General features: G+C 30.7%; 11 protein-coding genes. 7 read left to right on the forward strand and 4 right to left on the reverse strand.

Annotated elements, in window-relative coordinates; translation table 11 throughout:
- Positions 1 to 43: 43 nt before the first annotated feature.
- From ACLII3_RS11860 to ACLII3_RS11875, 4 genes are all read right to left on the reverse strand, one after another.
- Entirely contained in the window at positions 44 to 619 is a 576-nt protein-coding gene (locus ACLII3_RS11860; RefSeq protein WP_412984448.1) for a cob(I)yrinic acid a,c-diamide adenosyltransferase, read from the reverse strand.
- A gap of 331 nt (positions 620 to 950) precedes the next feature.
- Positions 951 to 2,069, reverse strand: a complete 1,119-nt coding sequence (locus ACLII3_RS11865; protein ID WP_412984449.1) for a hypothetical protein — start codon at positions 2,067 to 2,069, stop codon at positions 951 to 953.
- Between the two features lie 51 nt (positions 2,070 to 2,120).
- Positions 2,121 to 2,894: an O-methyltransferase gene (locus tag ACLII3_RS11870; protein WP_412984450.1), complete on the reverse strand. Its 774-nt coding sequence runs from the start codon at positions 2,892 to 2,894 to the stop codon at positions 2,121 to 2,123.
- 1 nt (position 2,895) lies between these two features.
- A complete protein-coding gene (locus ACLII3_RS11875) occupies positions 2,896 to 4,758 on the reverse strand; it encodes an ABC-F family ATP-binding cassette domain-containing protein (RefSeq protein WP_412984451.1) in 1,863 nt (620 codons plus the stop codon).
- Between the two features lie 103 nt (positions 4,759 to 4,861).
- On the opposite strand from ACLII3_RS11875, the gene ACLII3_RS11880 reads away from it, so the two are divergent.
- The 7 genes from ACLII3_RS11880 to ACLII3_RS11910 all read left to right on the forward strand — a co-directional run bounded on the left by ACLII3_RS11880 (position 4,862) and on the right by ACLII3_RS11910 (position 13,515).
- Positions 4,862 to 5,659, forward strand: a complete 798-nt coding sequence (locus tag ACLII3_RS11880) for a polysaccharide biosynthesis/export family protein (RefSeq protein ID WP_412984452.1) — start codon at positions 4,862 to 4,864, stop codon at positions 5,657 to 5,659.
- Position 5,660: 1 nt separating this feature from the next.
- Entirely contained in the window at positions 5,661 to 8,141 is a 2,481-nt protein-coding gene (locus ACLII3_RS11885) for a GumC family protein (RefSeq protein WP_412984453.1), read from the forward strand.
- Between the two features lie 147 nt (positions 8,142 to 8,288).
- Positions 8,289 to 9,581: a nucleotide sugar dehydrogenase gene (locus tag ACLII3_RS11890; protein ID WP_412984454.1), complete on the forward strand. Its 1,293-nt coding sequence runs from the start codon at positions 8,289 to 8,291 to the stop codon at positions 9,579 to 9,581.
- A complete protein-coding gene (locus ACLII3_RS11895; protein WP_412984455.1) occupies positions 9,581 to 10,561 on the forward strand; it encodes an SDR family oxidoreductase in 981 nt (326 codons plus the stop codon). Before ACLII3_RS11890 ends, ACLII3_RS11895 begins: the two co-directional genes overlap by 1 nt.
- Before the next feature lie 97 nt (positions 10,562 to 10,658).
- Complete coding sequence (locus ACLII3_RS11900) at positions 10,659 to 11,504, forward strand: ABC transporter permease (RefSeq protein ID WP_412984456.1); 846 nt, start codon at positions 10,659 to 10,661, stop codon at positions 11,502 to 11,504.
- A gap of 9 nt (positions 11,505 to 11,513) precedes the next feature.
- A complete protein-coding gene (locus tag ACLII3_RS11905) occupies positions 11,514 to 12,692 on the forward strand; it encodes a polysaccharide ABC transporter ATP-binding protein (protein ID WP_412984457.1) in 1,179 nt (392 codons plus the stop codon).
- A 43-nt stretch (positions 12,693 to 12,735) separates the two neighbouring features.
- Entirely contained in the window at positions 12,736 to 13,515 is a 780-nt protein-coding gene (locus tag ACLII3_RS11910) for a hypothetical protein (RefSeq protein WP_412984458.1), read from the forward strand.

The following is a 13,515-nucleotide window of genomic DNA, read 5'->3' on the forward strand; positions in this document are numbered from 1 at the left end:
TGAGGCTAAAGTACTTTTACAGTGTTAATTTTTGCTGATAGTATTAATCGTTCTTTTTAGGAATCCATTTAACTTCATCAGCTTGCAAGTCTTTGGACAATTTTCGTGCCAACACAAAAAGATAGTCAGATAAACGGTTTAAATAGGTTAATGCATTGCTGTGAAATGGCTCTATGTCATTTAAGGCAGAAGCTAATCGTTCGGCTCTGCGGCATACACAGCGTGCTATATGACAGAATGACACCGTTTGATGTCCTCCAGGAAGTACAAAATGTGTCATTGGTGGTAATTCTAAATTCATAGCGTCCATTTCTCGTTCTAGAAGTGAAATGTCTTCATCAGATATTTTAGGAATGTTTAAACGTTCTTTCCCGTTTTTTAAGATGGCTTTTTCTGGGTCAGTAGCTAAGATAGCACCAACCGTAAAAAGTTTGTCTTGAATATTTATAAGTATGTCTTTTGAGTTTTGATCAATGTCTTGATCGCGAATTAAACCAATATGTGAGTTTAACTCATCAACAGTACCATAGCTGTCAATTCTTATATGATGTTTTGGTACACGTGTGCCTCCAAAAAGTGCTGTGGTACCTTTATCGCCTGTTTTTGTGTAGATTTTCATTAATTATGAATTTATAAGCAGTAAAGTTACAAAGTTTTGATTATTGAAAAACTTATAATTTACTTCTTATTTCTGTTATTTATATAAACAAATAAGTATCCAATGCATAGCGCAATAATTAACCAACCTAAACCCATAACGTTTAAGACTTAAATTTTCGTTGCTCTTTTTTACGCTTGTATTTATTTTCAAAGCTTTTTTTCCGTTTTCTAGAGGTGTTACCAACTGTGATAGAAATAACGATTAATAATAAAACACCTATTAATAGCATGTGAGTTTGTTTAATACTACTAAAGTATTAATAATATCTTTTTCTTGAATAATATTGATCTTAATCACCAAACATTTCTTCTTCCTCTAATCTTATTTGTTCCAATCTATCTTCTTCGATAGGAGCAGTACTAAATGCTGAGAAACTAGCAATGTTATTAGACTCAATTAAAAATGGTGATGCCGAAAAATTAATTTCTATAAAGTATTTGTTTGTTAAAATAAGATAGTTGTGACCAAGTACTATTGAGGTACTATAGTCTCCGGTGTTATAAATGTTGTTAACGTAAATATTATCCTCATTATTACTTGTTTTTAGAAAAAGCTCAAAATTATCAATAGCTATTTTATTTTGTTTAGAAAAATTAATACTTGCCATAATGCCTCCAGACATTTGAAGATGAATGTTTTTATTACTGTCAATTAAATGAATATTGTTTTTTAAAGCCGTTTTTAAGGCAATTATTTTTGAGAAATCTTTAGAGTTTAGATGTTTAGCTCTTTTTACGTAATTATTTAAATATGGTAGTTCATTAGACTTGGTAGGTGTAGTATTATTTAAGAAACTCAATAAATAATGATTCCAGTTTTTAGGTAAACAATTTTTTGATGTTGATTGACTTTTATTGTGCCATCGAATATCAGAAAAAATAATGTTTTCTGATTTCTCTTGATTTGTTTTATAATTCATCTCTTTCTTTAATCTAAACTCTTGTTTTAAAACATGTTCAGAAATAAATTCTAAAGGTGTTATTATTGTACTAAGTCTGTTGTGTTTTTCTGTTACGAGTTTTTTTAAAGCGAACTTTCTTTTTAAAAGAGGAGCTATTTTTTTCCTGAATTCTGTTTGAATTTCTTCTTTTCTCATATCTCCATATATACCAGATGGATAAAATGCACTATTAAAAGAAAGAGTGGAATTCTTTATGTATACATTTTTATTTTTTTCAAAACTTGAAATAGAACGGTTTATTGATGATATTTCATTTTCAAAATCTTCATCGTCTTGATTGGGTAAGTTGCTAGCTATAAACAATTTAAAATCATCATCAGACTTGATATTGAATTTATTATAAACTTGGTTTTTTATATAGTTGCTTCTTTTATCAAAAAGAAATTCAAGAGGAGACATTGTTAAAATAATACTCTCTATGTATGTTTTTATGTCTTGTATAGTCATTTTAGTAGTATTTGGAATTTAAAAATACAAGACGTAAAATTCTTACAGACGTTACACTCTAATGGTAAAATGTTCTTTTTGCTGTTCTTTTCTGAAAAAGACAAATCCCCAAAAATAAGTATCTATAGTAACGGTCACTTTTGGGTGTTGTTTTATGGTTTCCCAAGCTTCAGTCATATCTTTGGACCAGTAGATATCATCAAAAACAAATACAGAATCGTTATGAGCTGTAGTTAATAGTTTTTCAAAGTAATTAAGAGTTGCTTCTTTTTGATGATTGCCATCAAAAAAGATAAGGTCGTAACTATTGTTTGTTAAATTATTTAGAACATCAGAGAAATTCCCATTTAACGCGTTAATATTTTTGAGTTGATTTTGCTTAAATTGTTTCTTGGTAAAACTGTTTAAGTTTGGGCAGCCTTCAATAGTTGTGATTTGAGCTTTAGGATTTCCTAAACTCATGGCTTGTGTAGCAATGCCTAATGAAGTGCCTAGTTCTAAAATAGTGTTTGACTTAAAGTAGGAGGTAAGTCTAAATAATAACTTTGCTCTTTTACTAGTGGTTCCAACATTTTTAGCTAGTTTGTTTATTTGACGTTTATTGGTGTTAAACTTTTTTGAACCAGCTCCAAAATCGGTAATTTCTATACTAGATTTGTTGTTTAATAAGGCTATCCTGTATTTTTTTAAAAACACATAACTATCATATTTCTTTTTGTCATAAAGGCATTTAGTCACAAAATTGTAAACAAAAGGAGAATGTACACCATGTTGATTGGTTGACTTTAATAAAAATGAGATATATGAAGTGATGGCGTAAAGCATTTTAACCTTCTTGTTTTTCTAGTAACTCCATCCAACGCATTTCTTTTTCTTCAATACTATCAATAATTTTTTGTAATTCGGTTGATAGTTCATTGATTTTATCGGTAGATAATGTAGTGTCGTTAAACTTTTCTTCAAGTTGTTTTTTGTCGTGTTCTAGTACTTTAAGTTTAGATTCAATGTTTTTGAGTTCTTTTTGCTCGTTATATGACAAGCGACTGTTATCGTCTTTTTTCCATTGTTTTTTATCGGTCTTTTCTTCAGGAGCTTTTGTTACTTTAGGTGTACTGTCTTCATACGCTCTAAAGTCAGAGTAATTACCAGGGAAATCATCAATAACACCATCACCTCTAAAAACAAATAAATGATCAACAATTTTATCCATAAAGTACCTATCGTGTGATACTACAATAAGACATCCTGGGAAATCTAAAAGGAAGTTTTCTAAAACATTAAGCGTAACGATGTCTAAGTCGTTAGTAGGCTCATCTAAAATTAAAAAATTTGGATTCTGAATTAAGACTGTACATAAGTATAAACGTTTACGTTCGCCACCACTTAATTTTTCTACAAAATCGTATTGTTTCTTTCTGCTAAATAAAAAACGCTCTAGTAGTTGTTGTGCACTTATTTGTCGTCCTTTTTTTAATGGAATATAATCACCAAACTCACGAATTACATCAATTACTTTTTGTTCAGGTTTTGGAGTAATACCATTTTGAGTGTAGTAGCCAAACTTAACTGTTTCTCCTAAAATTATTTTTCCGTTATCTGGTTTTAATGCTCCAGTTAGCATATTTAGGAAGGTGGATTTTCCTGCGCCATTTTTTCCAATAATACCAATACGTTCACCTTTTTGAAATACATATTCAAATTTATCTAGCATTACTTTTTTCCCAAATGCTTTAGATACTTTGTGGAGCTCTATAATTTTGCTTCCAAGACGCTCCATGTTTATTTCTAATTGTACTTCATGGTCTTGTCTGCGTTTGTGAGCTCTGGCTTTGATTTCAAAAAAATCGTCTATTCTAGATTTTGACTTTGTAGTTCTAGCCTTTGGTTGTCTTCGCATCCAACCTAGCTCTTTTTTAAAAAGTTGTTTTGCTTTGTTGGTTTCAATAGCTTCACGCTCAATTCTAGCTTCCTTTTTTTCAAGGTAGTAGGAGTAATTTCCTTTATATCCATAAATCTCGCCTTGGTCTAACTCTATAATTTCATTACAAACACGCTCTAAAAAGTAACGGTCGTGAGTGACCATAAACAATGTCATGTTTGCTTTAGCAAAAAATTGTTCAAGCCATTCTATCATTTCTAAATCTAAATGGTTGGTTGGCTCATCAAGAATAAGTAAGTCTGGTTTGTTAATAAGAGCATTTGCAAGTGCTAAACGCTTTTTTTGACCACCAGAGAGTAATTTAATTTTTTGGTTTAAATCCTCAAGCTTCAGTTTGAATAATATTTGCTTGTATTGTGTTTCAAAATCCCAAGCATTATGACGTTCCATATCGTCAAATGCTTTTTGGTAACTATCAGTGTCTTCTGGGTTTAATAAAGCTTCGTGGTAGGTGTTTATAACCTTTAGAATTTGATTGTCTGAAGCAAAAATAGTTTCCTCAATAGTCAGCTCAGGGTCAAGTTTAGGGTCTTGCGATAAAAACGAAGTTTTTATACCTTTTCTATAAATAATTTGCCCATTATCTGGTTCGTCTTTACCAGATAGAATATTTAAAATGGATGTTTTTCCAGAACCGTTTTTTGCAACGAAAGCTATTTTTTGATCTTTATGTATGCTAAAGGATACATTTTCAAAAAGGCTTAATTCGCCATACGATTTAGATATATTTTCTACAGTTAAATAGTTCAAAACTTCTTTTTTGCAAATAACGTATAAATCCTCAAAAAAACATGCATATGTTTTATTATTCCTATTGAAAAGCTATATTTGTGGGTAAACAAATAGCCTCAATATGAAGCAATTTATTCTTTTTATAGGATTAATTTTTAGTGTGTTAGTAACCTCTTGTGTACCTCATAAGAATACAGTCTATCTTCAAAACTATGAAACTGCATTAGACAGTAGTCAAGTGTTACTGGAAAAGCAAAAACCGTATCGTGTACAAATAAATGATGTTTTAAATATTAGAGTAAAAGCATTAGACCAAGAAAATGTATCTATATTAAACCCTATTGGAGATGATAACTTAAATGCATCTAGTTCAGAGCGTGCTTATTTTGATGGATTTACAGTCGACTTACATGGTAATATCAGAGTTCCAACTTTAGGATATATAAATGTATTAGGCTATACAGTTGAGGAAATTCAGGAAATGATTGAAAAGAAATTATTAGAAGAGCAATTTAAAGAAGCCGCTAATATTTTTGTAACTGTAAAGCTAGCTGGATTAAATTTTACTGTTAATGGAGAGGTTGGTAGTCCAGGTTCTAAAGTAATCTTTAAAGAGCGTGTTAATATTTTTGAAGCTATTGCTAATGTAGGTGAGATTTCGGAGTATGGAGATAAAAAAGACGTACTTATTATTAGGCAATATCCACAAGGGCAAAAAATTCATCACCTCGACCTAACAGATGTTAAAGTGATGCAGTCGCCTTACTATTACATACAGCCTAACGATATGATATACGTAAAACCAATTAAAGCTAAGTCATTAGGTACTGGAACTTCAGCTAGAGAAAATTTAACTATTTTAATTACAGTTTTTTCTTTAGTAACAACAACAATATTACTTATTGATAGGTTAAAATAATATGGAGTATAACGAAATAAATGATATGGATCAGGAAACTGGTCGTGTTAGTTTTGACTTTAGAGGGTTTCTTTTTAAAGCTTTAAATCTATGGAAGTTAGTGCTGTTAAGTGTTGGTTTTGCATTAATTATAGCTTATCTAATTAATGTTAGGAAGCAAAATGTATACAGATTAGATTCTTTAATTACTATAGAAAATGATCAAAATCCATTTTTTACTGCTAATACAAGTATTTCGTTTAATTGGGGAGGCGTTTCTGGAAAAGTAGGTAAAATATTAACCACTGTAAAAACGAGAAGTCACAATGAATTGGTAGTCGATTCTTTACAGTATTATATGCAATACTTGGTGGAAGGAAAGTATAGAAAGGAAGATGTTTATACAAGAGCGCCATTTAAAGTTGAATTAGATAAATCCAAACCACAAGTATTAGGGTATCCAATAGGTATTCGTTTTACAAGCGATTCTACCTTTCAAGTTTTTACCGAGTTTGAAAACCCAAGAAGAGGCGCACAGGTGTACCTTGATAAAAGTAAAAAATCAATAGATGTTCCAGTAGGAGCTTTTACTAAAGATTTTAGAGTTGGAGAACCAGTACAACTTCCGTTTTTTAGTGGAAAATTATTTGTAAAGCCTAATAGAAGTATTAAGCAAGGAGCTGTTTATTTTGTTAATTTTTTAAATTTCGATAGTGTTGTAAATCAATATAAGAATGGAATAAAAATTGATCCATTTTCAAAAACATCATCATCTGTTTTAAGGCTTAGTTTAGCTGGAAATAATAAAGCTAAAATAGTAGATTATTTAAATGCTACAACAGCTATTTTGAGCAGAACAGAGCTAGAGCTTAAAAATTTATATGCTACAAATACAATAAAATTTATAGATAGTAGTTTGGCAGCTGTAAACACTAATCTAAAGGATGTTGTTGATGAAATGAATGACTTTAGAAAACAAAATAAAGTGTTTGATATTGATGTTGAGATTTCACAAGTATCACAGCAATTAAAGGAGTTTGATAAAAAGAAACAAGAAGAAGAAACTAAGCTTAATTATTTAGATAATCTTGATACTTATTTAAAGACTAAGACAGATTATACTCAAATTGCAGCACCTACTTCAGTAGGAATTCAAGAAAGAAACATTTTAAGTAGTGTAGCTAAAATCACCAATTTATCTATTGAAAGACAGAATCTTGAATATACTGCCAAGGAGGGAAACATATTATTTAAAGATTTAGATAGGCAGATAGATTCAGAAAAGAACGTATTGTTAGAAACTATTAATGCTACTAAAAATACTATTGGTATTAATTTAAATGTTATAAATAGAAACATTGCCACACTAGAAGCTAAATTAAGTGGTTTACCTGAAGATCAGCAGCAGTATTTAAAGATTCAACGAAAGCTAGATATTAGTCAAGAAGCTTATAATGTGTATATGAATAAACGTAGCGAAGCAGCTATTGTAAAGGCTGCTAATGTGTCTGATATTATGGTAATTGATGCTGCAAAAGATATTGGGGGAGGCCAAATAGGTCCTAATACATCACTTAATTATATGATGGCATTAATGCTTGGGTTCTTTATACCAATGTTTTTAATCTTTGTTATCTTTTTACTAGATAATACTATTCATGGTTCTGACGAAGTAATGCAATTATCTAAAATTCCAATTTTAGGATTAATAGGTAAATACAAGTATAAAAACAACTTGGTGGTTTTTGAAAAGCCAAAATCGGCAGTAGCAGAATCATTTAGAGCTATACGTTCAAGTCTTCAATTTATTTATAAAAAGCAAGAACATCCTGGAGGAAGAACATTAATGATAACATCTTCGGTAAGTGGTGAGGGTAAAACATTTTGTTCTATTAATATTGCAACTGTATATGCCTTATCTGGAAAGAAGACCATTTTGTTAGGGTTAGATTTACGTAAACCTAAGATATTTGGAGATTTTAAAATTACTAATGAACAAGGTGTTGTAAACTATCTTATTGGTGAAGAAAATTTCGATGATGTTAAAATAAAAACACATATCGATAATTTAGATATTGTACCTTCAGGACCAATTCCACCAAATCCATCAGAGCTTTTAATGAGTGATAATATGCATGTGTTGATGGAAAAGCTGCGTAACGAATACGATATTATTATTTTAGATACACCTCCTTTAGGTTTAGTGACAGATGCTTTAGAGTTGTCGCAATATGCCGATGCTACTATATTTATGATTCGCCTAGATTATACTAAAAAAGGTATGTTACAGTTAGTAAATGCAAAGCATAAAGCAGGAGAACTTAAAAATGTAAGTTTCTTGTTAAACTTCTATAAGCATAAGGCTAATCATAATTATGGTTATGGATATGGCTACGGTTATGGTTACGGTTATGGCTATGGTGTTTATGGTAATGCTTATCACGAAAAAGATAAACCAGTTTCGTTTATAAAACGGCTTAAAAAATGGCTAAGGCTTAAGTAAGTTGTTGGTTTTTAGTTGTCTGTGTTTGTTTTCTTGTCATACATCGAATTTTTTTACAAATACCATTAAAAGTTTAAAAAATGAGCACGCAACTTATTCTTTTTGACTAGATTTGGCGTGAATTATTTTATAACCCAAAATTTAATAATGAATAATAAAGATACTATAGCAATTATTGGACTTGGATATGTTGGTTTACCACTAGCTGTTGAGTTTTCAAAACAATTTAATGTTGTTGGATTTGATATTAATACTACTAGAATTCAAGAACTTCAACAAGGTGAAGATAAAACTCTAGAAGTTGAAGATGATGAGCTTAAAAAGGTGTTAGTTAGTGAGTTTTCAGGGGCTAATGGACTTTTAATTACCAATGATCCTAAGTATTTAGAAATGTCTAATGTATTTGTTGTTACAGTACCTACACCTACAGATGCATTAAACAAGCCAGTATTTACACCTTTAGTAAAAGCTAGTGAAACTGTTGGTAATGTTTTAAAGAAGGATGATATTGTAATTTATGAATCTACAGTATATCCAGGAGTTACTGAGGACATTTGTGTGCCAATTTTAGAAAAAACATCTGGTTTAACTTTTAATAAGGATTTTTATGCAGGTTATTCTCCAGAGCGTATCAATCCAGGTGATAAAAAACACACTGTAACTAAAATTCTTAAAGTTACTTCAGGTTCTACACCAGAAATTGCAAAACGTATTGACGATTTATATAAAACAATTATTACAGCAGGAACACATTTAGCACCATCAATTAAGGTTGCTGAAGCTGCTAAAGTCATAGAAAACTCTCAAAGAGATATTAATATTGCCTTTGTAAACGAATTATCTAAAATCTTTAGATTGTTAGATATTGATACAAACGCTGTTTTGGAGGCTGCTGGAACTAAGTGGAACTTCCTAAAGTTCTCTCCAGGATTAGTTGGTGGACACTGTATTGGTGTGGATCCTTATTATTTAGCTCAAAAAGCAATTGAGTCTGGTTATACACCAGAAATTATTTTAGCTGGACGTAAAATGAACGACAGTATGGGAAGTTATGTCGCTTCCGAAACTGTTAAGATGATGATTAACAATGGCGCAACTATAAAAGGTGCTAACGCTTTGGTGTTAGGTATTACTTTTAAAGAAAATTGTCCAGATATCAGAAATTCTAGAGCTATAGATATTATTCGCGAATTAGAAACGTATCATGTAAATGTAGATGTGTACGACCCTTGGGCATCAGCCGAGGAAGTGAAACATGAGTACGATTTCGATTTAATAACAAAAGATTCAAATTTAAAATCTAATTACGATGCTATTATTTTAGCAGTATCTCATAAAGAGTTTTTAGAATTAGATATAAAAGCACTACAATCAGAAATAGGTGTAGTGTTTGATGTTAAATCATTATTCCCTAAACATTTAGTAGACGCACGTTTATAATGTACAGTAAAGCATATCATACACAAGACCTTTCACAATTTAGTTTTTTAATAACTGGAGGTGCTGGATTTATAGGTTCAAACATTGTAGAATATCTTTTAAAGCACAATGCAAAAAAAGTTAGAGTTTTAGATAATTTTTCTAATGGTTATCGTGAAAACTTAACCGAATTTATGGAGCATCCAGCTTTTGAGTTAATTGAAGGTGATATACGCGATTTAAATACTTGTAAAGCTGCTATGGAAGACATGGATTATGTGTCGCATCAAGCAGCATTAGGTTCGGTACCACGCTCAATTAATGATCCTGCAACGACTAATGATGTTAATATTTCTGGGTTTTTAAATATGATGATTGCTTTAAAAGAAAGCGATACCGTAAAACGTATGGTGTATGCAGCCTCTAGTTCTACTTATGGCGATAGTAAAGCATTGCCAAAATTAGAAGATAATATTGGCAAACCATTGTCGCCTTATGCAGTAACAAAGTATGTTAACGAGTTGTATGCAGATGTATTTGGTAAAACCTACAATACAGATGTGGTAGGATTACGCTACTTTAATATTTTTGGACCAAAGCAAAGTCCTAATGGTGCTTATGCAGCAGTAGTACCTTTGTTTATGCAAGCCTTGAAAGATGATGCGCCAGCAACTATTAATGGAGATGGTGAGCAAACACGTGATTTTACTTTTGTAGATAATGCAGTTCAAGCTAATGTAAAAGGCTTTTTTGCATCTAAAGATGCAGCTAATCAAGTGTTTAATATAGCTTGTGGCGAGCGTATTAGTGTTAACAAGCTTTGGTACGATTTGCAAGATGCTGCCCAATCTAAGTTAGAACCATTATATGGTCCTCCAAGATTAGGAGATGTTAGAGATTCTTTAGCAAATATTTCTAAAGCCGAAACACTTTTAGGCTATAAGCCACAATATACAGTTGCAGAAGGTTTAAAAGTAACTTGGGATTATTTTAGTAAGTAAATTCTTATTATTCTTATTTCGTTTTATTTAGCTATTATATATTAATCCTTATATTAGCTTTTCATAAAACAGCCCTAGAAATCAATCCTCATTACGTATGAGTTTAGAAACACGTGTATATCAAAAAGAAAACAACAAAAGCATCTTTAAACATGCTAAAGAAAGTTTTCAAGATATTGGTAACTCGTTGTACTTAGCTAAGCAATTGGCCGTTAGAGATATTAAGTCGCAATACAGACAATCTTTTTTAGGAATTTTTTGGGCATTAATAACACCATTAGCAACAGCATTAGTTTGGGTGGTTTTAAACTTATCTGGAACAGTTGCATTGTCCGAAACAGGTATTCCTTATCCAATATTTGCGTTTTCAGGAACTTTGTTGTGGTCTATATTAACCGAGTCTATTAATTCACCTATCAATAACACAAATGCAGCCAAAGGAATTTTATCTAAAATAAATTTCCCAAAAGAAGCATTAGTAGTTTCAGGTATATATAAACTCTTGTTTAATAGTAGTGTGAAAATAATACTGCTGTTTGTGTTTTTATTCCTATTTAAGGTCGATTTAAGTTGGAGCTTAATATGGTTTCCATTTGTATTAATAGCTATTATATTGTTTGGTACAACCATTGGGTTGCTTTTAACACCAATAGGTTTGTTGTATAAAGACATTTCTAAAATTATTCCAATAAGCATGTCGTTTTTAATGTATGCTACTCCTGTGGTATATATAATACCAAAAGAAGGCTTCATGAAAGCGTTAATGGAGTATAATCCATTAACAGCATTAATACTTACAGCACGCGATGTATTGGTAGGAACGCCACCAACATTTTTAAACAACTTTTTAATTATTACAGCTATAGCACTACCATTGTTTATGGTAGCTTTAGTGTTGTATCGTATATCAATACCAATACTTGTAGAGCGTATTAGCTCATAAATTATACATATGAAGGAAGACGTATTAATAGAAGTTGAAGGGTTGTCTAAAAAGTTTTGTAAAGACTTAAAGACAAGTCTATGGTATGGTTTAAAAGATGTAACTACTAATGCTTTTGGAGGAAAAGCCAAGGCAAGTTTAAGACCTAAGGAGTTTTGGGCTTTAAAGGATATTAATTTTCAATTAAAACGCGGCGAATGTTTAGGACTTATAGGTCATAATGGAGCAGGTAAGTCTACCTTATTAAAAATACTAAATGGTTTAATAAAACCAGATGCAGGTACAGTAACCATTAGGGGAAAAGTAGGAGCGTTAATAGAATTAGGTGCTGGTTTTAATCCTATACTAACTGGACGTGAAAATATTTATAATAATGGTGCTGTTTTAGGTTTTAGTAAAGCAGAAATTGATGCTAAGTTAGAAGCTATTATTGATTTTGCCGAAATTAGAGAGTTTATAGATATGCCAGTGCAAAATTATAGTAGTGGTATGAAAGTTCGCTTAGGTTTTGCAGTAGCCTCTCAAATGGAACCAGATGTATTGATTATTGATGAGGTGTTGGCAGTTGGTGATGTGGCTTTTAGGGCTAAGTGCTATGAAAGAATAAATGAATTACTAGACAGTTGTTGTGTGATTTTTGTAACACATAATATGCCTCAGGTATCTAAAATATGTAATTCTGCTATTCATTTAAATAGAGGGGTTGTTAATATTATAGGAGATACAGGAGAAGTAATAGAACAGTACTATGAGAGTCTTGATAAAGTAGAGAAGAAACATCAACTGCTTTCAAATGATTGTGAATTAATTTCTTTTGAAATGTCTAAGAAAGAGATTAATAATTTTAACGATGAAATTAATTTTTCTATTAAAATAAACTCTTTTAGAGATTTGTATGATGTTGAATTAAATATGGTTGTGCTGAGTAGAGAACTTGTCCCAGTATATCAAGGAAGTTCAAAAATTTTAAATCAAAAAATGAATATGAAGAAAGGAGTAAATGAGTTTGTTTTTTCTACTTCTAATTTGAATTTAAATACTGGAGTTTATACAATATCATTAACAGTTGATGATGTTAAATCTGGGAAAAAGTTTTTATGGATGCATAACCTAGAAAAGTTTAGTGTTAATGGAAAGTTTATTGGAGTAAGTCCAGCTTTGTTAAATGGTAAATGGATATCTAAGTAGGATGGGCTTTTTAAAAAAAATAAAGATTTTTCATATTGCAAGTATGGCTAGAAGTGGGGAAACGGTGTTATTAAGAACATTAAATGCTCACTCTAAAATAAAGGTTGTACATAATTTAAATGAAAAAGAGAATAAGGAAGAGGTAGAAGCCTTTAATTTGATAAAAAATCATAAGGGAAGAAAAATCTCTTTTAAAAATAAGATAATAAGCCAATTAGGTGTAAAGAAGGATCAATGCTTAGTAATAAAACAAGGTGTTTGGACTCATAAATATCCTTTTAATGGTTTTATTTTAGTTAGAAATCCTATATCCATATTTGCTAGTTTAAAAAGTATTGGCTTAAAAGAGGTTAAAGGAACTGATTCTGATTATTGGGAACCAATTTCTGAAAGAATGAAAAGATGGTTAAAAGATATTGAGCCGCAAATGATGAGTAAGTTTGATGAACTTGATAATATTGATCAATTTTGCTTATTTTATAATATTAGAATGATGAATCTTCACAACCTAGGTTTGCCTAAAATTTATTACGAGGAATTTGTGAATAATCCAGAGCAAAAGGTTAAGGAAATATTAGGTTTTTTTGATTTGGATTACGAAAATGGGTTATTAGAATCGCATAAGCAATATAATGTTGGAGAAATTGGTCATGGATATAATGATATGTCGAAACCAATTTCAACAGAGTCTATTTATAAGTATAAGAAACTAATAAGTAAAAAAGATTTTGAAGATATATTGCTTAAAACCAAAGAAACATTGGAAGCTTATTCATATTCAATAACTTGGGATGAAATTAATATTTTAAAAGATAATTTATAA

Source organism: Pontimicrobium sp. IMCC45349 (genome assembly GCF_047219225.1).
In the GTDB taxonomy this organism is placed as follows: Bacteria; Bacteroidota; Bacteroidia; order Flavobacteriales; family Flavobacteriaceae; genus IMCC45349.